This is a genomic window from Ruegeria sp. H3, from assembly GCF_056533095.1.
In genome coordinates this window covers 103,259-127,672 of sequence record NZ_JBQFOD010000003.1, presented here as the reverse complement: position 1 = coordinate 127,672, position 24,414 = coordinate 103,259, and the positions used below count along the sequence as shown (strand labels likewise).

23 protein-coding genes are annotated in these 24,414 nt (G+C 57.3%); 7 read left to right on the top strand and 16 right to left on the bottom strand.

From position 1 onward, the window contains the following. Positions 1–29: 29 nt before the first annotated feature. Positions 30–395 carry a glycine zipper family protein gene (locus ACR0JE_RS05015; protein WP_480540704.1) on the bottom strand — a complete coding sequence of 122 codons (366 nt, stop codon included), beginning with the start codon at positions 393–395 and terminating at the stop codon, positions 30–32. A gap of 163 nt (positions 396–558) precedes the next feature. Here ACR0JE_RS05015 and ACR0JE_RS05010 point away from each other — a divergent pair, with 163 nt between their 5' ends. Both ACR0JE_RS05010 and ACR0JE_RS05005 read left to right on the top strand, forming a co-directional pair. Further along, positions 559–1,068 carry a hypothetical protein gene (locus ACR0JE_RS05010; protein ID WP_480540706.1) on the top strand — a complete coding sequence of 170 codons (510 nt, stop codon included), beginning with the start codon at positions 559–561 and terminating at the stop codon, positions 1,066–1,068. Between the two features lie 8 nt (positions 1,069–1,076). Then, the gene (locus tag ACR0JE_RS05005; protein WP_480540708.1) at positions 1,077–1,283 is read left to right on the top strand and encodes a helix-turn-helix domain-containing protein; all 207 of its coding nucleotides are present in this window, start codon (positions 1,077–1,079) and stop codon (positions 1,281–1,283) included. Positions 1,284–1,331: 48 nt separating this feature from the next. Here ACR0JE_RS05005 and ACR0JE_RS05000 read toward each other — a convergent pair whose 3' ends face one another. The 7 genes from ACR0JE_RS05000 to ACR0JE_RS04970 form a co-directional block, all read right to left on the bottom strand. Next, positions 1,332–1,673, bottom strand: coding sequence for a DUF427 domain-containing protein (locus ACR0JE_RS05000; RefSeq protein WP_480863373.1), 342 nt, complete (start codon positions 1,671–1,673; stop codon positions 1,332–1,334). A gap of 64 nt (positions 1,674–1,737) precedes the next feature. Further along, positions 1,738–3,528: an aminopeptidase P family protein gene (locus ACR0JE_RS04995; RefSeq protein WP_480863372.1), complete on the bottom strand. Its 1,791-nt coding sequence runs from the start codon at positions 3,526–3,528 to the stop codon at positions 1,738–1,740. Positions 3,529–3,605: 77 nt separating this feature from the next. Further along, complete coding sequence (locus ACR0JE_RS04990; RefSeq protein WP_480540714.1) at positions 3,606–4,775, bottom strand: alpha/beta hydrolase; 1,170 nt, start codon at positions 4,773–4,775, stop codon at positions 3,606–3,608. A gap of 296 nt (positions 4,776–5,071) precedes the next feature. Beyond that, positions 5,072–6,949, bottom strand: a complete 1,878-nt coding sequence (gene cobT / locus ACR0JE_RS04985; protein WP_480863371.1) for a cobaltochelatase subunit CobT — start codon at positions 6,947–6,949, stop codon at positions 5,072–5,074. After that, on the bottom strand, positions 6,946–7,647 hold the full coding sequence (locus ACR0JE_RS04980; RefSeq protein WP_480863370.1) for an aspartate/glutamate racemase family protein: 702 nt from the start codon (positions 7,645–7,647) through the stop codon (positions 6,946–6,948). Before ACR0JE_RS04980 ends, cobT begins: the two co-directional genes overlap by 4 nt. A gap of 12 nt (positions 7,648–7,659) precedes the next feature. Next, on the bottom strand, positions 7,660–8,646 hold the full coding sequence (gene cobS / locus ACR0JE_RS04975; protein ID WP_480547707.1) for a cobaltochelatase subunit CobS: 987 nt from the start codon (positions 8,644–8,646) through the stop codon (positions 7,660–7,662). 149 nt (positions 8,647–8,795) lie between these two features. Further along, positions 8,796–9,401 (bottom strand): methyltransferase family protein, encoded by a 606-nt coding sequence (locus tag ACR0JE_RS04970; RefSeq protein ID WP_480540720.1) that lies wholly within the window; start codon positions 9,399–9,401, stop codon positions 8,796–8,798. A 284-nt stretch (positions 9,402–9,685) separates the two neighbouring features. Here ACR0JE_RS04970 and ACR0JE_RS04965 point away from each other — a divergent pair, with 284 nt between their 5' ends. Beyond that, positions 9,686–10,753 carry a hypothetical protein gene (locus ACR0JE_RS04965; protein WP_480863369.1) on the top strand — a complete coding sequence of 356 codons (1,068 nt, stop codon included), beginning with the start codon at positions 9,686–9,688 and terminating at the stop codon, positions 10,751–10,753. A gap of 14 nt (positions 10,754–10,767) precedes the next feature. Here the strand turns inward: ACR0JE_RS04965 and ACR0JE_RS04960 are convergent, their stop codons facing one another. After that, positions 10,768–11,394 carry a J domain-containing protein gene (locus ACR0JE_RS04960; RefSeq protein WP_170532183.1) on the bottom strand — a complete coding sequence of 209 codons (627 nt, stop codon included), beginning with the start codon at positions 11,392–11,394 and terminating at the stop codon, positions 10,768–10,770. 106 nt (positions 11,395–11,500) lie between these two features. On the opposite strand from ACR0JE_RS04960, the gene ACR0JE_RS04955 reads away from it, so the two are divergent. Further along, positions 11,501–11,755, top strand: a complete 255-nt coding sequence (locus ACR0JE_RS04955; RefSeq protein ID WP_480540724.1) for a BolA family protein — start codon at positions 11,501–11,503, stop codon at positions 11,753–11,755. Between the two features lie 6 nt (positions 11,756–11,761). Here ACR0JE_RS04955 and ACR0JE_RS04950 read toward each other — a convergent pair whose 3' ends face one another. From ACR0JE_RS04950 to pepN, 7 genes are all read right to left on the bottom strand, one after another. Next, a complete protein-coding gene (locus ACR0JE_RS04950; RefSeq protein ID WP_480863368.1) occupies positions 11,762–12,661 on the bottom strand; it encodes a hypothetical protein in 900 nt (299 codons plus the stop codon). 143 nt (positions 12,662–12,804) lie between these two features. Next, positions 12,805–13,233, bottom strand: coding sequence for a DUF4177 domain-containing protein (locus tag ACR0JE_RS04945; RefSeq protein ID WP_480863367.1), 429 nt, complete (start codon positions 13,231–13,233; stop codon positions 12,805–12,807). Between the two features lie 79 nt (positions 13,234–13,312). After that, positions 13,313–14,569 (bottom strand): peptidase T, encoded by a 1,257-nt coding sequence (gene pepT, locus ACR0JE_RS04940; RefSeq protein ID WP_480863366.1) that lies wholly within the window; start codon positions 14,567–14,569, stop codon positions 13,313–13,315. An 87-nt stretch (positions 14,570–14,656) separates the two neighbouring features. Then, entirely contained in the window at positions 14,657–16,168 is a 1,512-nt protein-coding gene (gene gatB, locus ACR0JE_RS04935) for an Asp-tRNA(Asn)/Glu-tRNA(Gln) amidotransferase subunit GatB (RefSeq protein WP_480863365.1), read from the bottom strand. A 79-nt stretch (positions 16,169–16,247) separates the two neighbouring features. Beyond that, positions 16,248–17,507 carry a hypothetical protein gene (locus tag ACR0JE_RS04930; protein WP_480863364.1) on the bottom strand — a complete coding sequence of 420 codons (1,260 nt, stop codon included), beginning with the start codon at positions 17,505–17,507 and terminating at the stop codon, positions 16,248–16,250. A gap of 128 nt (positions 17,508–17,635) precedes the next feature. Then, positions 17,636–18,064 carry a hypothetical protein gene (locus ACR0JE_RS04925; RefSeq protein ID WP_480863363.1) on the bottom strand — a complete coding sequence of 143 codons (429 nt, stop codon included), beginning with the start codon at positions 18,062–18,064 and terminating at the stop codon, positions 17,636–17,638. Further along, positions 18,061–20,613 (bottom strand): aminopeptidase N, encoded by a 2,553-nt coding sequence (gene pepN, locus ACR0JE_RS04920; RefSeq protein ID WP_480863362.1) that lies wholly within the window; start codon positions 20,611–20,613, stop codon positions 18,061–18,063. The genes ACR0JE_RS04925 and pepN overlap by 4 nt, the downstream gene beginning before the upstream one ends. A 208-nt stretch (positions 20,614–20,821) precedes the next feature. Between pepN and ACR0JE_RS04915 the strand changes: the two genes are divergently transcribed. The 3 genes from ACR0JE_RS04915 (at position 20,822) to ACR0JE_RS04905 (ending at position 24,380) form a co-directional block, all read left to right on the top strand. Beyond that, on the top strand, positions 20,822–22,957 hold the full coding sequence (locus ACR0JE_RS04915) for a malate synthase G (protein WP_480863361.1): 2,136 nt from the start codon (positions 20,822–20,824) through the stop codon (positions 22,955–22,957). Between the two features lie 81 nt (positions 22,958–23,038). Next, on the top strand, positions 23,039–23,464 hold the full coding sequence (locus ACR0JE_RS04910; RefSeq protein WP_480863360.1) for a GlcG/HbpS family heme-binding protein: 426 nt from the start codon (positions 23,039–23,041) through the stop codon (positions 23,462–23,464). Positions 23,465–23,600: 136 nt separating this feature from the next. Then, the gene (locus ACR0JE_RS04905) at positions 23,601–24,380 is read left to right on the top strand and encodes a gamma-glutamyl-gamma-aminobutyrate hydrolase family protein (RefSeq protein WP_480540744.1); all 780 of its coding nucleotides are present in this window, start codon (positions 23,601–23,603) and stop codon (positions 24,378–24,380) included. Positions 24,381–24,414: the final 34 nt, after the last annotated feature.

Sequence of the window (24,414 nt, the reverse complement as noted above, 5' to 3'; positions counted from 1 at the left end):
CAAAGCGCCAGCGGCGGGTGCGTCTCAGCCTAGCCGACAACATTGTGCCCTCGACCGCGCATGCAGTTAAAAACAATACTCTTTCTCGCTTCATCTAGCTCGCTAGAGTCTTCTGCCGTTCCCAGAAGCCCTCCGACAGCTGCGCCGACACCCAGCCCGGCAAGCGCATCTCCGCTATCGGCTTCGGCAGCACCTACAAGCCCGCCTACTATGGCACCTGCGATAGCAGAGTCATTGGATTTCTCTTTTTGCAAAGACACCTGCTCGCACGCTGCCAGATCTGATTGGAAGTTTGGGTTTCGGTGCCCGTCAACGATCAGTGGGTCATTCGCGTCTGCGCACGCGGTTAGGGTTAGTCCAAGCGCCATCAACCCATATGCTTTTGTCATTTTCATAAACTTTTGTCCTTCTGTTCAGTCTGAATTGCTCGGAAGCTGAGGTAGAGTTTCAATCTCAATAAATCAACAACTTTTTTATGTTTTATTTAAATTACGTAAAGTAAGGATTTATTGATTTGATGATTTGCGCTAAAGAACGCTTGCTACTGCAGGAGGACCGATGACTTTTTTCGCAAAAGCCGCCATGGCGCTTAGTCTGAGCTACTATTTCCTATTGTTCGGATTTGTCTGGATTGGTGAGATGTTGGGGGTTCACGGCCTGGTTTGGGATATGTTCGACTTTCCCGAACAAGACACTTCGCCGCCATTCTGGACGCTGGTTGTTGGTCTGATTTTAACCCTGATGGCGCTCGTGTCCCTTGCTGGCGCCTTTCGCGGTGCATGGCTAGTGCTCAAGGGAGGGCCAGAACAGGATTTTCGGGATCTTGGACGAAACCTGCGGCATATGGCCTGGGGGCTGATCGGATTTTGGATCGGCTACAACGTAATAGCTCTCGTCATGCCGCATCTGATCGTAATTGGATTGGAATCAACCGAAGGCTTTGATTTTAGTTGGGCGCCGCTCGACTTGGATATTGTTTTTGCGATTACGGGTGTGGTGTTGCTTGCAATATCCCAAACGTTAGAACGCGCCTGGCAGGCCGAAGACGAAAACAAGCACTTTCTCTAGGGGGCACCATGGCTATTCAGGTAAATCTCGACCTGATGCTTGTTAAGCGCAAGGTCTCCTCGCGTGAGTTGGCTGCGGCAATCGGATTGTCCGAAACCAACTTGTCGTTGATCAAGTCCGGCAAAATCAAGGGTGTCAGGTTCTCAACGCTGGAGGCTATCTGCAGATATTTGGACTGCCAGCCGGGCGATATTTTGAGCTTCGAACCGGATTAACCCGGTACCAAATCTGTGCGTAGGTCAGTCTGACAGTGCACTAAACTGTCAGATCTGTTCAACCTTCACCGACTCCACCGGATAAAACGCGATGTAGTCCTTGATCTGCGCTACGCCGGGTATCGGGCTCTCATAGCTCCACGCTGCATTTTCGGTGACCGATGACTTGTTGACGATCGAGAAATGGGTCGCATCCCCTTTGTGCGGGCAATGCGTGACCTTCTCGGTCTGGTCCAGAAAAGCCATCGCGATGTCAGACCGAGGGAAATAGATCACGGGTTCCAGATCGCCTTCCAGCAGTATCAGAGCATTGTTTGTTTCGCCCAGAATGGCACCGCCCGAGCGGACGCTCCACTTGCCATCAGCTTTCTCGATTGTGATCTCTGTCATTTCTTGCCTTTCCCTCAGCGTCGCGTGGGGCTCTCCTCTGCCCGTTCTATGTAACAGCCCAGTGTCAGACTGGCGCTGTTGCGGCATCCAACCACAGTTGAGCGTCAGCGCCCAGCCTCGGTCGGATTTTTTCCGCAACGTCGTGGTGATAAGCATTTAGCCAGCTGCGTTCGGCGGCGGTCAGCATATCCACAACGATCAACCGGCGATCAATAGGTACATAGGTCAGAGTGCGCCAATGCAGCATCGCACGTTCATCATCGCCACCAGGCAGGGCTGGGGCATCTTCGACGACGACCAGATTTTCGATGCGTATGCCAAAGGCCCCTTCGCGGTAGTATCCTGGTTCGTTGGACAAGATCATCCCGGGTCTCAGCGGCACATGGCTGACGCGTGACAGGCGCTGTGGGCCTTCGTGCACGCTGAGATATGCGCCCACACCATGGCCGACGCCGTGATTGAAATCCTGCCCGGCCAGCCACAGTGGCGCGCGCGCGATGCATTCGATGTCACGTCCAGCCAGACCGACGGGCCAGCGCAACATCGAGAGGTTGATCATGCCTTTCAGAACACGGGTGAAACAGGCTTTTTCGTCGTCACCCACCTCACCAATCGCGATGGTTCGGGTGATGTCAGTGGTGCCGTCCAGATACTGCCCGCCGCTGTCCAGAACCAGCAGGTGGCCATTCTGCAGCTGACTGTCGGTCTCTTCAGTCACCCGATAATGCATGATGGCCCCATTTGGGCCGGTACCTGAAATCGTGTCGAATGAGATATCCTGCAAGGCGTTGTCCTTGCGCCGGTTTTCTTCCAACCGGGTCACGACCCGCGTTTCGGTCACGCTGCCGGGCTGTTGCGCATCCAGCCAACACAGGGTCTCGACAACTGCAACCGAATCGCGCAGATGCGCCTCGGCGCTGCCTGCAATCTCAGCGGGGTTTTTGCAGGCCTTAGGTAGGGCGCAGGGATCGCCACCATCGACCATCTTGTCGCCCAGCATATCTGCTACGATTTGCGGCACCGTGCCTGCGTCGACCTGAACACGCCCGTCCAACTTCTGAACCGCATCCAGAAAATCAACAGGGTCATGGATCGAAACCTCATCATCCAGATGATCGCGCACCTCGACAAGTTTCTGCGCGGCCATGAACAAATCCACCTGACCTGCGGCGTGCAAGATTGCGAAACCATGAGCAACCGGATTATAGGCGATATCAGAGCCGCGAATGTTCAGCAGCCACATGATCGAATCCGGCAATGTGATCAGCGCTGCCGTACACCCTGCGTCCTGTAGCCCACTCGCCAATTGCGTGATCTTGTCACGCGCGGCTTCTCCGGCAAACTCTAACGGGTGTGCTTTGACCGGGTTCATCGGCGGGGCAGGCTGGTTCTCCCACACTTGGTCGACCAGATTGTCGGAGCGCACCAGTTCGATTCCGCTGCCTTCAAGCTCCTTTTCCGCGGTAGAGATTTGCCCCGCCGCGTGCAGCCAGGGATCAAATCCGATCTTTCCACCTTGCGGCAATTGCTCTTTCAGCCAGGTGCTTAGGCTGACATCCGGCCATGGGACGGGAGTGTAATCATCAGCGACCTGCGCCTTAACCTGCGTGCGGTAACGCCCATCGATGAACAAACCAGCCACTTCCCGCAGGGCGGCGCAGAACCCGGCAGAGCCTGTAAAACCCGTCAACCAGGCCAGACGTTCATCCCGAGGCGCTACGTATTCACCTTGATGCGCATCCGCGCGGGGAATCAGAAACCCATCGAGCCCCGCGCGCGCAATCTCGGCGCGCAGTGCAGCCAGCCGGGGTGGCCCCTGTTCTCGGCGCGCGGTGACTTGGAAAGACTGGAACATAAGGGCCTCTTGCTTCGGACGATTTGTGCTGAAACCTGCGGCTTGTCGGGGGAAATGTCCAGCTTGCGATAGCTCTGCTATGCGCCCGAGTTCAGAAAGTCATCAATTGCATTGATATAGGCGGCATAGGCTTTGTTGCCGGGCAACGGGATTTGGTTTGCGGTCTCCAGTATAACGAGAGACGCGTCAGGTATACCGGACGCGAGCTTGTGCGCTTCGGACAAGGGATGAACAGTCGCGTGTCGTCCATGTAGGATCAGAGTTGGGCACCTTACCTGCGGCAGAAGGTCCATTGCTGTCATGCTATTGCCAACATCGCGATAGTGCAGTTTCTGATCGCGCGAATAAAGCGTTTGCATCTCCGTCACCATGTCGCGGACATCATCCAATGGTCCATCTGGAAAATAGCTGAGCGTTGAGCCAATAGCATATCCACCGCCGGGCATATGCCAGCCTTCGGCGATCAGTGTTCTGATCGAATCTGGTTGTTCACTATCTGCACGATGATCGCGGCCTTCTGCCCAACCTCCGGCGATAACCAGTTTGTTGACCCGATCAGAATGACGCGCTGCAAAGTGAAGAGCAGGAAAGGCGCCGCCAAACTCTCCGATGATCGAGAAACGGTCGAAATCCACTGCATCTGCCACGGTCAGAATCTCTTCCAGTCGGTGGTCGTAGACCGCCTGATGGTCGTTGTTCGAACTTACGCCGTGGTCCTTGTTGTATCGCAAAAGGTGGAAACGATTTGCCAAATCCGTCAGGCGTTTTCGCTCAGAGGTTAAGCGCCATTCTGCTTCCAGATCATGGATAACCGATCCGATGCGAAGCACCGGAAGGCCCTCACCGTTGAGGGTATATGGAACAACCAGTCCATTCTTGCCGTGCGCGTAGCGTAGTCTTTGCGTATGCTGCGGTGCGGGGCCGTGTTCAGGATCGCCTTCGCATGTGACATCCGCGGCCAATTGCAGCCCGCGGCGCACGATTGTGCGGATGATCCGCTGCGCCTTGCCATCATCTCCAACAGCTCGCCTTGCGGCGGCCACGCGGGCGCTGATGGTGGATTCCGATACGAAGCGCCCGTTCCAGACCCGCTCGATGATCTCATCACGTGCCACCAGTTTGCCGGGGTGTTCAGCCAGAAGTTTCAGCAGATCGAAGACCTGCGGCTCAACAGGCACCGCCTCGCCCTGGCGGGTCAGAACGTGACGATCCACGTCCAGAACACAATCTGCAAATTCATAGCGCATGGGATCACTACATCTGGTTTTGGGCGGTCTCACAAGCGCCAATGGCAATCCCAAAGGTTTCTTAGGGATTTCTCAATGCGGCCTTCAAGCGCTCAGCTTAGCTGGGTGGCAAAATCACAATCAACATCAGGAGATTTCAACATGCTACCACCCTTTGACACAGCGCTTCTGCAGCACCAGCCAACACGCTACCAAATGCGCAACGACGCTGCCCGTACCAAGAGGTCTCGCCGACCGTTCCTTCAGGGCATTTTCGCCTTCTTATCAGGCCTCTGGACCCTTCGGGCGCAGCAAGCCTAGCTTGCCTTCTTCATTCCCATGACGCGGGCACGGGCGCGAGGATCGCTGTCAAACAGCGCGGCCAACTGTTCAGTCATCGCACCGGCCAGTTGCTCGACATCGGTAATGGTCACCGCGCGGTCGTAGTAGCGGGTTACGTCATGGCCGATACCGATGGCCAGCAGTTCGACCATCTTGCGCTTTTCCACCATCGCAATCACATCGCGCAGGTGTTTTTCCAAATAATTCGCCGGGTTCACGCTGAGCGTTGAATCATCGACCGGCGCACCATCCGAGATTACCATCAGGATCTTGCGTTGCTCGCGCCGGGCCAGCATGCGGCGATGAGCCCATTCCAGTGCCTCACCGTCGATGTTTTCCTTCAGCAGCCCTTCTTTCATCATCAGGCCCAGATTGGCCCGTGCACGCCGCCAGGGCGCATCGGCCCCCTTATAGATGATGTGACGCAAATCGTTCAGACGACCGGGTTGCTGTGGGCGGCCATCGTTCAGCCATGCCTCGCGCGCCTGTCCGCCTTTCCATGCCCGTGTGGTAAAGCCCAGAATTTCGACCTTCACATTGCAGCGCTCCAGCGTCCGGGCCAGAACATCCGCACAAACAGCCGCGATCGAGATCGGGCGTCCGCGCATTGAACCAGAGTTGTCCAGCAGAAGGGTCACCACCGTATCGCGGAACTCGGTATCCTTTTCGACCTTGAAGCTCAGCGGAGTGGTTGGATTTGCGACCACGCGGGCCAACCGACCGGCATCCAGAATTCCTTCTTCGCGGTCGAACTCCCAAGACCGGTTCTGTTGCGCCTGCAGGCGGCGCTGCAGCTTATTGGCCAGACGGCTAACCGCGCCTTTCAGCTGATCCAGCTGCTGATCGAGATAGGCGCGCAGCCGTTCCAACTCGGCCGGTTCGGCCAGGTCCTCGGCGGCAATCTCTTCGTCATGAGTGTTCAGGTAGACCTTGTAGTCCGGGTCAGCCTCGGAGGCGGGTGGAGGGGCAGGCGGCTCCAGCGGGGCCTCTCCATCTGGCATCTCGGCTTCATCCGACAGCTCTTCGTCGGCCATCTCATCCATCGAGACCTGCGCCTGAGACTGATCCTGCTGTTCTTCCTGCGTTTGCTCAGGGGTGGCGTCGGCGTCTTGTTCGTCCTGATCATCCTGCCCGGTGCTGTCAGGATCGGGCTGCTCTTCAGCGTCTTCTTCGGCCTGATCTTCTTGTTCGTCGTCCAGCTCATCCGGGTCGTCGCCCAACTGGTCACCATAACCGAGATCCTTGATCACCTGCCGGGTGAATTTGGCGAACTCGGCCTGATCCGAAAGGATGTCATCGAGGTTTTCCAGCGTGCCACCTGCCTGTTCCTCGATAAACCCGCGCCACAGGTTCATGACATTCTCAGCCGCAGGCGGCAGATCGCGCCCCGTGGCCAGATGCCGGATCAGGTAGCCCGCGGCCACGGACAAAGGCGCCTCGGCCGGTTGTTTGCACTGATCATATCCGCGCCGCAGCGCTTCATGGCCGATTTTCACATCGATATTCGACGCCGTACCAGGCATGTCCCGCGCGCCCATCGCCTCGCACCGCGCGGTCTCCATCGCCTCGTAGAGGTCGCGCGCCATATCGCCCGGAGGGGCATAGCGCGCATGGGTCGCGTCGTCATGATAGCGGCGTTGCAAGGCCAGGGCATCCGCTGTACCCCGCGCCAGTAGAACCTCTTCGCGGGTCATCCGGCGGCTGACCTGAGGCAGACGCATCGATTCACCCGATAGGCCAGACGGGTCGACCGTGTAGCTTACCGACAACTCAGGATCGTCGGCCATGACCTTGGTGGCCTCGGCCAGGGCCTTCTTGAACGGATCAGCAGGATTGTCGTTTGGTTTACTCATCTGTCCGCCCCTGCTTCTTCAAGCGTCATTTCATCACTTGCCAGACACGCCAGCACGTCCACGTGGACATCCAGCGCATCAACAACTCTATAGCCGGGATCTCGCCCGTCAAAGGCAAGGTTCAGATCTGTCCCGGCCAAAACGATGGCGTCGGCATTCAAATCATCCACCATACGGCGACCTGCGTCCAGAAACAGCGCGCGATCCCGATCCGAGCAAATCCCGGCAACCGCCATATTCTGATAGGTTTGTCCCAGCACTTCGATCTCATCTTCCAACGCAACCGCCCGGGTTTGCCCAAGCTGACCATAAAGTTTGGTCTGCATCACAACACGCGTTCCCAGCAGCCCAACAGTGCCAAACCCCTGCGAGGCGAAATGCGCATCCAGAGGCTTTACAGCCGAAATAAGGGGCAACGAAGACAACGGCACGGTTTCATCATAGCAGAAATGCCCACCCAGCGACGTGATTGCTGCACAATCCGCACCTGCCGCTTTAAGGCGATCAATGAGCCCTGCGTAGACCCGCGCCTGTGCATCCCGTTTGTCCGCCAGATTGTTGCGGATCAATTCCTGCACATCCGCATGTATGATGGTCAGTTCCATCGGCTTTCCACGCGCCGCCATCGCCGCACTCAGCCGCTGATAGTAAACCACCGTTGCAGCAACACCGATCCCGCCAATCAATCCGATATGCATGGCGGTCCCCCGTCACCCCACGCTGGCGCTCGCTGCGCTTTCTGGCAGTTCCTCGTCGAAGCAACGCTGATAGAACTCGGCCACGGTCTGCCGCTCCAACTCATCACACTTGTTCAGGAAGGACAGACGGAAGGCGTAGCCGACATCGCGGAATATCTCGGCATTCTGGGCCCAGTTGATCACGGTCCGAGGGCTCATCACGGTCGACAGGTCACCGTTCATGAAGGCGGTCCGGGTCAGGTCGGCAACGGTAACCATCTGGCTGACGGTCTTGCGGCCCTCGGCGGTGTTGTACAGCGGCGCTTTGGACAGCACGATCATCGTCTCGGCATCGTGGCTGAGGTAGTTTAGCGTCGAGACAAGAGACCAGCGGTCCATCTGCGCCTGGTTGATCTGCTGCGTGCCGTGGTAGAGGCCGGTGGTGTCGCCCAGACCCACGGTGTTTGCCGTGGCAAACAGGCGGAAATTAGGGTTCGGTGTGATGATTTCGTTTTGGTCCAGTAAGGTCAGCTTGCCGTCATGCTCCAGCACGCGTTGGATCACAAACATCACGTCGGCCCGGCCCGCGTCGTATTCGTCGAACACGATGGCAACCGGGTTGCGTAGGGCCCATGGCAGGATGCCCTCGTGGAATTCGGTGACCTGCTTGCCGTCGCGCAGTTTGATCGCATCCTTACCGATCAGATCGATCCGGCTGATGTGGCTGTCCAAGTTCACACGCACGGCGGGCCAGTTCAGGCGGGCGGCAACCTGTTCGATATGGGTCGATTTACCCGTGCCGTGATAGCCCTGGATCATCACGCGGCGGTTATGGGCAAAGCCCGCCAGGATCGCCAGCGTGGTTTCCGGGTCGAACTTGTAGGTTGGGTCGATGACCGGTACACGGTCACTTGCTTCCGCAAAACCCTTGACCGCCATGTCGCTGTCAACTCCGAACACTTCACGGACCGAAATCTCTTCGGTTGGTTTTGCGTTGATGTCGATCGATCCGTCAGCCATGCGCCTTGTCCTTATCCTTTGGCCCGTTCACCGGGTTTGAACCCGTGTGTGGTGCAACATATTGCAGACAAGGGCAAGGGAAAGCCGCGTGATGAAATGGCTGACAGGATCTTTCTTTCAAACTGGCCTTATGGCGGGCAGAACCACGCTTAATCCAGAATGGCGTCACGCATCCGGATTAGGCTGCGTTCATCAACGAAACGCGGGGTCTGATGCATGTAGTCGCGGAATGCGCGGCCATAACCCTGCAGCAGCCAGCGTTCTTCGTTCAGAACGAACAGAAAGTAGATCACGAACAGAATAGCGGCCAGACCAAGGGTCAGCCAAGACCCGCTGGCGATACCCAAGCCAATGGTTGCCAGAACCGAGGTGACGTATTGCGGATTGCGCGAATAGGCATACATGCCGCCGGTCACCAGCCCATCACTTTCGCAATAGGTGTTATCGAGCCCCAGGAACCGATAGCCCCAAAGCGTGATGCCAAAGGACATCACCATGATCGGCAGTCCCAGCACATAGCGGCTCCAATGGCCCCAGCCATTCACCCAGACCTCGGACAGGGCAAACACAACCGTTGCTCCGCAGAACAGCCGAAACAGGCCAAAAGCCGTATGATGTCGCCATCCGCTGGCGCTGGGCCATAGGCCAAACTGCGGAAGGCGCAGATTCAGAGAAAGATATCCGCTCAGCAACAGGGCCGAGCCCAGAGCAACACAAAGAGCAATCGTATGAACGTGATAGATGAGGGGTTCCATATCGAATTCCGTTGTCACAGGTCATGTTCGAATATGGGCAATATGCGCAGCCCATGGGGACAGGCCGTAGCAAGGCTTTGTAACAGGTTGAGGACGCAAAAGCCGGTTAACGGTTCAGTGCGGCGCCTCGGTTATTTTGAGAGTCCTGAAAAGCGCGCGAAAATTCGTTTCTGACAGAAATAACTCGAAACCCGATGCATCTGTCGGTAGGATTACGACCAACAAAAGATCGATTATGTAGAGCGTGTTCTAGTTTAGAAATGATTGATATTGATGATGAAAAATTGAGCAATATTAATGCTCTAGCCAAGCTCGTTGAAAGACGCCAATCCGTTGATCGAGATTTCGGACGCGCTATTGGAACTCTAAAGGATGATCTGGTCTACATAGACAAAGCCCTAAAAGCCGAGCCTGCCAAGTGGCGGCAAAACAGGGCGTTCCATATCGTTCATGTACCAAGCTTCCTCGCCATCATGTCGATATTCGATGACATGGATCAGATGGTGTCTGTATCGGATGATGAAAAACACCAGATTCTGATTTCGGTTCATCGAGCTGCGCAGCTGGCCAAAGAAGCTAGACGACGCATGGAACAATCCAAATTGATGGATGCCAAGACCGAGCTTGGGGTGCTTGCCCAATATGCAGCAGTCCCGGACGAACCCTATCAAAAGCCGTCGCGCCTTACGCGCGCGCTCGATGGCCTTGCTTCGGCTTCGGACTCCGCGTGGCAGGGTGCGAAATCGCATGCAACTGCAATGCCTAGTTTGGTTAGCGGCCTTCAGAGCGGTGTTTCAGGTACATTATCTCGCTCCGCGTCTGCTCCGGCATTGTTCGAGAATTTGCAGAAAACCGTGTCTGGTGCACTGTCTGACACCGTTTTGACTCCGATATCCATGCGGCTGAATGCAGGGGGGCGAGCTCTGAAACATGGCGTCGGGGCCGGGGTCGGGTTGGGTGTTGTGGTTGGGGTCCTGTGCCCACCATTGTTGCCGCTTACGGCAGGGGGCGCAGTGCTTGCTGCGATGCGTGCTTGGCGCAAAGACATGGACAAAGCAGCCACGCTACATCAGGCTGAACGCGAACAGCGCATTGCAGAGCTGCAATCCGAGCGAAAGGCCGCCTTGCGCCATTTGACCCACGGGGCGCCTGCGTTGCAGATGGAAACCGAAGACCTCAGCATGACACTGGATGTTGAAACCGGTCGCGCGGATGCGGTGATTTTGAAAGGCGATCACACGGGCTGCCTGTGGTCAAACTTGTCCCCGGCTGACAAAGCAGAGCTTGGGATGGATCTGGCCGAAGGCGCAGCCAGCCTGCTTAATATCTTAGAGCTTGCGATAAAGGACTAACCTTCAGCCCCAAGCTACTTAAAGTTCCGGCTGTCCTTGATTTGATCCCAGGCCCAGACCACCTCTTGCAGCTGTTCCTCTTGTGACCGGTCGCCGCCATTCATGTCAGGGTGCAGGACCTTGATCAGCTTTTTATAGGCTTTGCGTACTTCGGCTTTGGACCAGCTGTCATTGGCCTCAAGAATCTCAATGGCGCGACGCTCGGTCGGCGGAAGGCGGCGCCCACCGCCACCCGACGTGCGACCTTTGTTTTGGGTGCTGTTTGCGCCTAGAACCTGATGCGGGTCCTCGATGCCCAGACGGGCCCAAGCGCGGGCTTCAGGGTCGCCCATGGGCTTTGTTTCACGTTCCCACACCTTGTCTTTCGAGCGTTGCGCATTCAGCTCGGCCTCGGTCGTGCCATCAAAGAAGTTCCATTTCTGGTTATATTCACGCACATGTTGTTGGCAGAACCAGTAGAAATCATCCAACACATCCGGGGCCTTGGGTGCGCGGTACTTTCCGGGCTCCTGACATCCGGGATGGTCACAGATTCGCACCGAGGTTTCAGACGCACCCGACATGCCCCGACGCCCGCGCGGGTTCTTTTTCTTGGCGCTGGAAACGGACATATCGAATCCAAAGGGGTCTGATTTCGCCATACTTTATCCTCACGAACGCATCTTTTCGACTCGGAGGCAGCAGTTTAGTCTAAGCTGCCGAAAGTAGAAGAGGGGGGCGGCAAGTTTTTTGCCGCTGAGCACAAAATTGAGCATAACCGAGGACATCCGAACCCGCCTTCAAGCCGCCTTTGACCCGCGAGAGTTAGAGGTGATCGACGACAGCGAAAGCCATCGCGGCCATGCAGGCTTTCAGGAAGGCGGGGAGAGCCATTTCAACGTCCGCATCCGCGCCGCCGCGTTCGAGGGTCAATCGCGCGTCGCGCGTCACCGGGCGGTGCACAAGGCGTTGGGCGATGTCTTGCCACGCATCCACGCACTGGCGTTGGATATCGACGTCTGAATGCGTTTAGAACCGCAACCGAAAGGCGAGACCGACAAGTGGGGCTGTGTCATAGCTTTGACGGCTGATCTCAGTGCCGGTTTCGTCCTCTAGTGTCAGTCGACCATCGAATTCTGCCCCTGCAAAGACGGTTACCGACAGGCCGGGATTTGGCGCGTAGTTTAGAGATGCGACGACCGGGATGCTCTGATCTTCGCCAATCCCGTTGGGCGCTAGCCCGCTGTCGTCCAACCGAAAGCGGATTTTCTCGGACCGGGCGGAAAGCGAGAGGCTGAAATCGCCATTCATCGCATAGCTGAGAGTCAACCCGGGCCCGCGCGTGGCACCAATTCCTGATCCAGTGTTCAGATTCCAGCGATCATTGATGTCCCAGTCGACCAACAGTGCCGGAAAGACTTCCACGCCGCTGTCTTCCAGTTGTGTGAAGGCCCCTAGAGCAGGGCCGATGGTCAGGCTTTCGCTCAGGCGCCACGCAATACCTGCAAAAACGCCATAGGTACGGCCATCAGACAACTCCGCACTGCTTTGATAGTCCCATCTGACCTGGGGAGATATGAACACATTGGTTCGTTGCCCGGCCTGAAAACGAAGCGGAGCTGAAATTCGGATGTCGCGAATATCGTTCCAAGGCTGGTTACCGGCCGCGCTGAAATCATAGTCTATCTGACCGTAGCTGAGCGAAAAACCGAGCGAGGTTTCGCTGTCGAAATTATACAATCCTGTGGCCCGCAGGAACGAGCGCGTCGCACTAAAGTCCCCACCCTGATCCAGATCTGCGCTGCTCTGATATACTGCAAGCCCGTCGATCTGGCTGACCCAACCCAGCGGTTGTTGTGCAGCGGCGGGCAGTGCAACCTGACAGGCGATGGCGGTGATTAAGTGAAGACAAGAGGTGCATGGTTTCATCGCGGCTGGGTTCCCAATCGATGCAAAAAAGGTATCTCAGAACGATACGACTAGAACCCTTAAACGGATGACCACCTCAATCCCGTCGGTTAAATCCGTGCCATCATAACCACACCCACAGAGCCTTTCGATCCTAACGGGCGCTACTTGGTGTCTTCACTGCCTTTTTCACTGGGTTTCAACGTCAGCGGAGGCTCATCTGCTTCGGCTGAAATCGGTTCCGGGGCTTGAACCGCATCCGGCCCAGGTACCGGATGCGCCAACGGTACGCCTTCAGGCGTCTCGTTGGGAGTTGGGGCTGCAGCCACGGGTGCCGTCTCGACGTCTGGCGCGTCTTGCGCCACCGCCCGCCGAAACACCAGCACATTGCGCCAGTTAGTTGTCGACCCCGTCAGGCCCGAGCGTTCCTCGCTGGGCAGTAGTTCCGCGCGCTGATACTCCCAACCGTCCTGTCCCATCTGGTTCAACACATGCTCGACCGAGGCGGCAAAGCGGCCCTCGGTCGTTTTCACGCCCTTGGCTTTGACACCTTTTTGCGGGGCGGGGATGACCTTGTATTCGTAGCGCTGCATCAACTGTTCCTAAACCATATTCGCGCCAACTTAACATGCTGGTCCCCGGGCGAAAGCATCGTTGCGGGATCGGCGAGATTTAGCTCCGCATGTTGCCGCTGGCCTGTGCCGCTTTGGTCACAACTGACAGGCAAAGCTCCGTTGCCAGCGCCATGTCCTGGACCGAGATCCACTCCAGCGGTCCATGTATACACTGCATACCGGTGAACAGGTTGGGGCAGGGTGTGCCAAACTCGGTCAGGCGAGAGCCATCGGTGCCGCCGCGGATCGGAACCGAGAGGGGCTCGATCCCCAGCTCCTGACAGGCTTCGCGCGCCAGATCGACCGGGGTCATGTCATTCTCGAGCCAATAGCGCATGTTGCGGTATTGATGGCTGATGTCGCAGGTGATGGTCGCGCGTGGCTCGGAGGCCTGAACAGCGTCGCAGACCTTGCGCACCAGATCGCGCTGGGCCTCAAGCCCCTCCATCTCGAAATCCCGCAGGATCAGCTTGATCTCCATCTCGGAGGAGCCGCCATTCATGTCAGTGACATGGATGAACCCTTCGCGCCCGTCGGTGACTTCGGGGGTCAACGTCGCCTGCGGCAGGGTCTGTACGATCTTTGCGGCCAGATGGGTGGCATTGACCATCTTTTCCTTCGCCAGACCGGGATGGATCGACACGCCGGTGATCTTGATCACCGCACGGTCGGCCGAGAAGCTTTCATATTCGATCTCGCCCACCTCTTGTCCGTCCAGCGTATAGGCGAAATCGGCCTTGAGGTCCTTTGGCAGTTGCTCGGTAACGCCGCGCCCGATTTCTTCATCCGGGGTGAAAGCAATGCGGATTGGCCCGTGTGGAATGTCTGGATTTTCGATCAGGTGCCGCGCCATGGTCATCAGAATCGACACGCCGGCCTTGTCATCAGCTCCCAAAAGGGTGGTGCCCGAAGCGGTGACCAGATCATGACCTATCTTTTCGGCCAGATAAGGGTGTTCCTCCGGGGACAGAACCAAATCGGGATCGTCGGGAAAGGTGATCTCACCGCCGTTATACCCTTTGATGGCGCGCGGTTTGACACCGGTTGCATTGAATTGCGGGGCCGTGTCGACATGGGCGAGGAACCCCACTGTCGGCCCTTCGGCGGTGCCGGGAATGGTCGCCACAATGACGCTGTCGCCAGTCATCTCGACATCCTGCGCGCCGATTTCAGTCAGCTCCTGCTGCAGCAGGTTCAGCATGTCGAACTGAATGGGCGTACTTGGGGTCGAAGGTGATGTCTCATCGCTTTGGCTGTCGATAGCCGCGTAGCGCATCAGACGGTCTTCAAGTTCCTGATCGAATTTTTTGGTCATGGCACCTCTCCTGCGCGGAAGAAAGGGCGCAAAAGAAAACGGAGTCAAGCAGGTGGCCTGACTCCGTTCCATTCACTTAAAGGCGGCTTACGAACCCAGCTTTTGGCTCACCAATTCGTTGACGGCCTTGGGGTTGGCCTTGCCTCCGGTGGCCTTCATCACCTGACCGACGAACCAGCCTGCCAGCTTGGGGTTCACTTTGGCCTTTTCAACCTGCGCCGGGTTGGCGGCGATGATCTCGTCCAAAGCGGCCTCGATGGCGCCGGTATCGGTGACCTGCTTCATGCCACGCTGTTCGACGATCTGCGCCGGATCGCCACCTTCGGTGTAGACGATCTCGAACAGATCCTTGGCGATCTTGCCCGAGATTGCATCCGAGGAAATCAGATCAATGATCCCGCCCAACTGCGCCGGTGACACAGGCGAGTCGGTGATCTCGTGGTCTTCTTTCTTGAGGCGACCAAACAGTTCGTTGATGACCCAGTTCGCGGCCAGCTTACCGTTGCGGCCTTTGGCGACCTCTTCGAAATAGGCGGCGCTTTCGACCTCGGCGGTCAGGACAGAGGCGTCATAGTCGGTTAGGCCGAAGGCTTCGATGAACCGCGCTTTTTTCTCGTCTGGCAGCTCAGGAAGTTTGGCGGCGATGTCGTCGACCCATGCCTGTTCGATCTCCAAAGGCAGCAGGTCCGGGTCAGGGAAATAGCGGTAATCATGCGCTTCTTCCTTGGACCGCATCGAGCGGGTCTCACCTTTGTCCGGATCGTACAGGCGGGTTTCCTGGTCTACCGTTCCACCAGCTTCGACGATGGCGATCTGACGTCGGGCTTCGACCTCAATCGCCTGCTGGATAAAGCGCATCGAGTTCATGTTCTTGATCTCGCAGCGCGTGCCCAGATGCGAGAAGTCCTGCGTTTCCTGATACTTCTCATAAGCCCCCGGCAAACAGATCGAAACGTTCACATCCGCCCGCAGGTTGCCGTTCTGCATGTTACCATCACAGGTGCCTAAGTAACGCATGATCTGGCGCAGTTTGGCGATATAGGCGGCGGCCTCTTCGGGACCACGGATGTCGGGGCGCGAGACGATCTCCATCAGGCAAACGCCGGTCCGGTTCAGGTCGACGAAGGACATATGCGGGTCCATGTCGTGAATCGATTTGCCCGCGTCCTGCTCCATGTGGATGCGTTCGATACGGACCATACGTGCGGTGCCGTCGCCCATCTCAACCAGCACTTCACCTTCGCCCACGATAGGGTGGTACAGCTGAGAAATCTGGTAGCCCTGCGGCAGGTCAGGGTAGAAATAGTTCTTGCGGTCAAAAGCCGATTTCAGGTTGATATCCGCCTTCAGGCCCAGCCCGGTGCGTACAGCCTGTTCGACGCAATACTCGTTGATCACAGGCAGCATGCCAGGCATCGCCGCGTCCACGAAGGCCACGTTCGAGTTCGGCTCGGCCCCGAATTGGGTCGACGCGCCGGAAAACAGCTTGGCATTGGACGAGACCTGAGCGTGCACCTCCATCCCGATCACCAGCTCCCAATCGTGCTTGGCCCCGGCAATGGTTTTAACTTTGGGCATTTCGTATGTCAGGTCGAGCATGGCGCGCCTCATTTCCGCAGAAGTCTAAGCCTGCGTATTAGGCCCGGCGGGGCCTAGGGGCAAGGGGGAAAGGCGCGATTCAGTGCTGCGAGAATTGCAGACCGGTGGGTGTAAAAGTCACATCCTTGCCGCTGCCTAACTCATCCCGGAAGAAATCACCGATCGTACGCAGTGCATCGCGCTGTCCACGTGCTGCAAATCGCTCGGGTGAATTGATACGCACTGAGTTGTTGAAGCCCGCAGTTGCATGGGCCCAAATCAGCGGATGCAGCTCGGTCAGGTGGTCGCGGATCAGCCAATTGGCGGTCTCGCGCATCTGGCTGCGGACCTGATCGGCCTTCTCGTTCAAGCCCAGTCCATTTTGCACTGTAATCGCGCAATAGGCGGACAGCATATTAACCATTTGCTGACCGGGGTGCAGCCGCAGAATATCGCGCAGGCCTTCAAGGAAATACTCGACATCCACCCGCGCGCAAGCTTCGGCATCCATCGCGATGGCGTCGAACTGGACCCATGTGTAACCGCCTGCGCCCCATGTGTCGTGTGTTCTGGCCGCGTTGCGTAGGGCTTGTAGTTCAAGCTCCTCATAGCTGCCGAACCAGCGAGGCAGCAGATGACTGCCCATCGCGCGCATATGGCGCTGGTTTTTCGGGTCGAGGTCAATTAGGCGCTCATACCTATAGGCGACCCGAGCGGTCTCCTTGCGTTGACCGGCTAGCAACGCACAGTTGGCCGCAGCGATAAGCGGGCTATCGGGTGCGGTGGCTGTGCAGTCCGGTAGGATTTGCCCGGCGCGATCGAAATGGGCCGCGCAACGCGAACTGTGCAGCGCAGGCAAAGTCGCATCCGCCGAATTGCCTCGCCAAGCCCACGCAATATCAATATGTGCCAGCGCGACGATTGCAGCAATCATTGGATCACCCGGATGATCGCGCATCTCGGTTTCAAGTTCCGAAATTCCCCCCAGAAGATCATAGTCGGAAACGGCCTTGCCATCTGACAACGCATGTTCCGCCGCCAAAACCACGTCAGACCGGGCGCCAAAACCCAACAAATCGGCAATCGGCATCCCATCCGGCGCCGTCGCGCCTGTCTGATCTGCAGCGTGCATTTCTGCGGACAATTCATCCCACCGATCCTGACGCGCCAAATGACGCCCGCGCTCGATCGTCTCTCGGCCCACAAGATCCTTGGGGTCAAGCTTGGCAACGGGAATGTTCAACTGGCCCTGTTCGGGTAATGCTGCGGCCAAGGCAGAATTAGCTGGACAGAGATCAGGTGCAGCTTGCGGTTTCTGAGGTGAAAATCGGGCAGAGATTGCCCGTGCAATGCGGAACATAGTGGAACTCGAGAACTTAAAAACTGGTAACTGCAGGGTAGGCTGGCCGGAAAACCCGACGATTTCAAGTTAAATGCGCGTTACCTTCCATGAATCCTGTGCAATCGCACTCCGCTGCGCGGATCGTTTCAGAAAACAGAGAAATGATGGCGCTCAACGCGGAAACCGGCTTGGGTGACAACGTTTTCAAACTCTCGATGCGGCGGCAACGACTCATCGGGCAGGCGGATGCGCTTTTCCGATTTCAGCACCAGTGAGACGCGGACCGAGAAATCCCAGCGCGTATCAAATCGAAAGAAATCAACCTCTTCCAAAGCGATCTGGCCCTGCCGTTTGCCGGAATTCCAGCGCAGGCTATCCTGATCGAATTGAATACCTGCGCTGCTGTCGTGCAAAACATCCCATATCGCGGGCAGGGTCGTCAAAGCCAGCAAAGCCATCAGCCACCATACAGCGTCAAACAGAATAATCAGCGCAAGCAAAGCCGCGTAGATGCCGATCAGCAGAATGACAGTCCGAGGGTTCCGATTGCGCCGCGTGAACGCGTAGGTCGTCATGCGACCAGGATGCGCGAGATCATTTCGGTCGTGTCGCGCGACAGGTTTGGTGTTTCGGAGATGCGGGTCAGTTGCGCCTGAATCAGGTCCTGTCGGCCCGCATCATACCGCCTCCAGGTCTGGAAGGCCGAACACATGCGCGCCGTGGTTTGCGGGTTCACGGGGTCCAGTTTGATCAACCAATCGGTCAGTAGTTGATACCCTGCGCCATCAAGCTGATGAAAGCCTGCATGATTCATTGCCAAACCACCCATCACAGCGCGGAATCGGTTGGGGTTTTTCCAATTGAAATCAGCATGTTCCGTTAGCTTCTGTGCGACATCCGCCGTGACTTCGGGCGCGGCCATTGCCACTTGCAAACCGAACCATTTGTCGATGACCAACCGATCATGCTGCCATTGATCATAGAATCCGGCCAATTCCGCCTTGCCTTTCCGGGCGCGCAGAAGGCAGGACAGGGCCGAGAGTTGCAAGGTCATGTTATCCGACTTCGCGTAGGATTCAGCGGCCAGTGCGCCTCCATCCAGACGGGTGGTCAAAGCCAATGCCGCGCCGCCCAGTGCGCGCTTGCCAGATTGTTCGGCATCCGGCGCATAGGGCGCGTCTACGAGGGCTTCGCCATGAAGGCGGGGCAGCAGGTCTTGCAGGTGCTGGGCTGTGGCTTGTCGCAAGGTTTCGGTTGCGGTCCAGATCGCCATCGGATCGGGCGTACGGCCCCGTTCGTGCAAAGCCGCTGCAAGTTCCGATTGTGTGGGCAGGCCCAGCATCAGCGCTCGGTAGGCGGGGTCTAAATCCCTATCGCGTAGCACGGCCAGCAACCCGTCCAGGTAGTCGGTTCCTGGTGTTGCGTCCTCTGTAATCATGCGCAGTAGCGTATCTTCGGCCAGCGAACGCCCGGCTTGCCAGCGATTGAATGGGTCTGTGTCATGGGCCAACAAGAAGGCACGATCTGCGTTGATGTGATCGTGTTCAAGGATCACAGGGGCCGAGAAATCTCGCAGGATCGACGGTACCGGCTTGGCCGTGAGACCCGAGAAGGTAAAGCTCTGCTCGGTTTTGGTCAGTTCCAGCACTTCGGTGGCGCGCACTTCGTCCCCGTTTGGACCAAGCAGGCCGACCGCGATGGGGATGACCTGCGGCAGCTTTTCAGTCTGTCCTGGTGTCGGCTCTGTGCGCTGGCTCAGCGTCAGAGTATAGGTCCCATCGTTCCAGTCTTCGGCGACCGAAACCTTTGGCGTGCCGGATTGGCTGTACCAGCGCTTGAACTGGCTGAGGTCGCGGCCCGTCGTGTCTTCGAACACTTGTAGCCAGTCCTCGATCGTGCAGGCCTGCCCGTCATGGCGGTCAAAGTAGAGGTTTAGCGCTTTGGCATATGCCTCATCGCCGACCAGCCGTTTCAGCATACAAATCACCTCGGCGCCTTTCTCATAGACTGTTGAGGTATAGAAGTTGTTGATTTCCTGAAAGCTTTCCGGTCTCACTGGATGCGACAGCGGCCCATTGTCCTCGGGGAACTGGCGTGCGCGCAGGTCGATAGCATCGTGGATGCGCTTCACCGGGGCCGAACGCATATCGGAGGTGAACTGCGCATCACGGAACACCGTCAGCCCCTCTTTTAAACACAGCTGGAACCAATCGCGGCAGGTGATGCGGTTGCCGGTCCAGTTGTGGAAATACTCATGCGCGATGATGGCCTCGATCCGTTCGAAATTCAGATCGGTTGAAGTTTCAGGACTGGCCAGAACAGCGGAGGAGTTGAAGATGTTCAACCCCTTGTTCTCCATCGCGCCCATGTTGAAATCATCCACGGCGACGATGTTGAACACATCCAGATCGTATTCGCGGCCATAGACGTCCTCGTCCCATTTCATGGACTTTTTCAGCGCCTCCATCCCGAAGGCGCATTTGCCTTCGTCACCGGGGCGCACCCAGAGGTTCAGCGCTACCTCGCGGCCCGACATGGTGGTGAACTGGCCCGGATGCGCGATCAGGTCTCCGGCGACCAAAGCGAACAGATACGCGGGTTTGGGCCATGGATCGGTCCATTCGGCCCAGCCTTTGCCTTTGCCCGATGGGTTGCCATTAGAAAGCAGAACAGGAAGGTCGCCGTTGATCCGCACTGTGAATGTGGACATCACATCGGGGCGGTCGGGATAGTAGGTGATCTTGCGAAACCCCTCGGCCTCGCATTGGGTGCAGTACATGCCGTTTGACATGTACAACCCCTCCAGCGCGGTGTTGTTGCCGGGGTCGATCTCGACCTCGGCCTCCCAGATGAATGGCGCATCGGGGACATCGGCAGTCAAACCTTGCTCGGTCACCGCAGGGTTCACATCTGTGCCATCAATGGACGCACGTATCAGCTTTAACTCTTCCCCATGCAAAAAGAAGCGGTGGTCCGAGGCATCGGGGTTTGGTCGAAATGCGATGCGCGATTTCACACGCGTTGCATGTGGTGCGAGATCAAAGGTGAGATGAACGCTGTCCACCAGGAACCCAAAGGGCGTGTAGTCTTTCAGATAGATTGTCTTGCCAGTTTCGTCGCGCATCCGAGGCCTCGCATCGGTTTTGGGTTTTTCGCGACGTTATGAGCTTCGATCCGGGGCTGCAACCGGCCAGCGCGATTGCCTTGCCGCTCTTGAAACAGCTTTAGGCAAAATTGGGCGATGAGAAACCTTAGACAAAAGTTGCCTATCGGAAACATTCGGCCTAAGTCAATTTGGCATACATCGGCACACAAACGCGGGAGAGTAACATATGAGTGGCAGACAGACCCTGAGCGGGTTGCAGGTAGACCCAATACTGGTTGAGTTTATCGAGACGCAGGCGCTGCCAGGGACAGGAGTATCGCCCCAGCATTTCTGGGCTGGTCTTGCGCGTATGGCTCAAGAACTGGGCCCCAAGAATCGCGCCCTTCTGGCCAAACGCGCGGATATCCAAAGCCGTATTGATGGCTGGCATCTCGCAGAAAAATCACAACCCATGGATCCTTCCGCCTATCAGGCTTTCTTGAAAGAGATCGGGTATCTGGTCGATGAAGGCGAGGCGTTTCAGATCGAAACAGCAAATGTGGACCCAGAAATCGCGCTGACCCCTGGCCCGCAGCTTGTCGTGCCAATTACCAATGCCCGCTTTGCTTTGAACGCGGCAAACGCACGATGGGGCAGCCTATATGATGCACTCTACGGGACAGACGCAATGGGCGATCTGCCTGTGGGTGGGGGCTATGACGAAAAGCGTGGGGCGCGTGTAATTGCATGGGCCAAAGCGTTTCTGGATGAGGTTGCGCCGCTTGCCGAAGGATCATGGGCTGATGTCGCGGGGCTGACCATCGATGCCGGAGCGTTGACTCCCGCGTTGGCCAATCCTGCACAGTTTGCCGGTTTCGGCGGGGAAGCAAATAAGCCTGCGTTCGTATTGTTGAAAAACAATGGCTTGCACATTCAAATCATGATCGACCCGTCCAGCGCAATTGGGACGAGTGATCCTGCGGGCATTGCCGATATGCGCCTGGAATCGGCGCTGTCGACCATCATGGATTGCGAAGATTCGGTCGCCTGCGTGGATGCCGAAGACAAGGTTGTCGCTTATGGCAACTGGCTGGGCTTGATGAAAGGCGACCTGACCGAGGAGGTCACGAAGGGCGGCGAAACCTTCGCCCGTAAGCTTGCGGATGATGTGGAATACACCACAGCTGAAGGCGGTCAGGCGTGGCTAAAGGGCCGGTCGCTGATGTTGATACGGAATGTGGGCCACCTGATGACCAACCCGGCCGTATTGGACACTGAAGGAAATGAGATCGGTGAGGGGCTGATGGATGCGCTGTGCACCACGTTGATCGCAATGCATGACCTGAAGCGCGACGGCGGGAACTCGGTCGAAGGGTCTGTCTATGTGGTCAAACCCAAGATGCATGGCCCCGCAGAGGTCGCTTTCGCGGTTGAGATTTTCGACATGGTCGAAGATGTTCTGGGACTGCCGCGCAACACCGTGAAACTGGGCATCATGGACGAGGAACGCCGCACCTCGGCAAACCTGACCGAGTGCATCCGCGCCGCGAAATCGCGCGTGGCGTTTATCAATACCGGGTTCCTGGATCGTACCGGGGATGAGATTCATACCTCGATGGAAGCGGGTCCGATGCTGCCCAAGGGGGACATCAAAACCACGCCCTGGATTGCCTCATATGAGGATCGCAATGTCGATATCGGCCTAGCCTGCGGTCTTAAGGGCAAGGCGCAGATCGGCAAAGGCATGTGGGCGATGCCTGACCGGATGGGCGAGATGTTGGAGACCAAGATTGGTCACCCACAATCGGGCGCGACCTGCGCTTGGGTTCCATCTCCCACAGCGGCGACTCTGCATGCAACGCATTACCACAAGGTGGATGTGCTGGCGCGCCAGGATGAACTCGCAGCAAGTGGCGCGCGCGGCACTTTGGATGATCTGCTGACCATTCCATTGTTGGATGGTCGCAACCTCAGCGATAAGGAAATCACCCGCGAGATCGAGAACAACGCGCAGGGCATCCTGGGCTATGTGGTCCGCTGGGTCGATCAGGGCGTGGGCTGTTCGAAAGTGCCGGACATCCATGATGTCGGGTTGATGGAGGATCGCGCGACCTGCCGTATCTCATCCCAGGCGCTGGCGAACTGGCTGCATCATGATGTGGTGAGCGAGGCACAAGTGATGACCGCGATGCAGAAAATGGCAGCTGTAGTGGATCGCCAGAATGCGAACGATTCAAACTATGTTCCGATGGCGCCGGGATTTGACGGTGTCGCTTTTCAGGCTGCTTGCGATCTGGTCTTCAAGGGCCGGGTTCAGCCGTCAGGCTATACCGAGCCGGTTCTGCATGCGCGGCGGTTGGAATTCAAAGCCAGTCAGGATTGAGTGGTAGTTGCGGGAACGAGGGGGCTGTCTGCCCCCTCGCGCTCCCCCGAGGATATTTTTGGCCAGATGAAGGGATCAGGTATGGGTATTTCTTTGCGCAAGGCGCGGACCATTATACGTAAAGCGATGGAAAAAGGGCGGGAAGTGGAACTAAAACCACTGTCGGTTGTGGTTCTGGATGCCGGCGGTCATGTTATCGCGTTTGAACGTGAAGACGGTGCCGCCCCCGGCCGGTTCGCCATTGCGCAGGGCAAGGCATATGGTGCGGTCATGCTGGGCATGGCAGGCACGGCGCAGATGCAGCGGGCCGAAGCGCAGGACTATTTCATGGCTGCGGTGAACGGCGTGTATGGCGGACAGGTCGTGCCAGTGCCGGGTGGCATTCTGCTGCGCGACCGCAAAGGTGCCGTGATCGGTGCGGTTGGTGTGACAGGCGATACCTCTGACAATGATGCTGTTGCAGGCATGGCAGGGATCGAAGCAGCTGGGCTGACGGGCGAAATCTAAGCCGGCACTGTCCAGTTAATAGGCGTGTGCGCAATTGAACATTGCTTTGCGCTGTTATGCAGCCTGTGCTCTGTTGCACGGTCTGCTTTGTGTCGATAGCGTCAGTTCCAATCAATGCAAAAGCAAGGACATTGGAATGGTGCGACCCGTTGTTGGTATTATCGGCAATTCTTATCTGATGAATGATCAGTATCCCACACATGCGGGTGGGACGATGAATTCGGATGCAGTGGCCAATGTATCGGGTTGTCTGCCGCTGCTGATACCAGCTGATCCGCGGTATGTTTCGGTCGATGAATTGCTTGAGGTCTGTGACGGGTTCCTGCTGACGGGTGGTCGCCCCAACGTACACCCTGAGGAATATGGCGAAGCGGCCACAGATGCGCATGGAGATTTCGACCGGGCGCGGGATGCAATCACGCTGCCTTTAGTGCGCGCCTGTGTCGAACGTGGCCAGCCCTTTCTGGGGATATGTCGCGGGTTTCAAGAGGTGAACGTGGCCATGGGCGGCACGCTTTATCCCGAAATCCGGGACCTGCCGGGCCGCATGAACCACCGGATGCCGCCCGATGGGACGCTTGAGGAAAAATTTGCCCTCCGCCACATCGTAACCCTGTCGGAAAATGGTATGTTTCATGATCTTTTTGGTGCGACCGAGGTGATGACGAACACGTTGCACGGTCAGGGCATCAAACGGATTGGCGAACGCGTTGTGATCGACGGCCATGCGCCGGATGGCACACCTGAGGCGATCTATATCAAGGATGCGCCCGGTTTTACCCTTTCGGTTCAGTGGCACCCGGAATGGGATGCGATCAATGATCCGGTGTCTCGTCCGCTGTTTGAAGCGTTTGGGGCGGCTGTGCGGAACTGGGCTTCAGGAACCGCGCTGCAACAGATGCAGAGATTGGCATGATATTGTCAGCGGCCCGGCTATGGGTGCCGGGCCG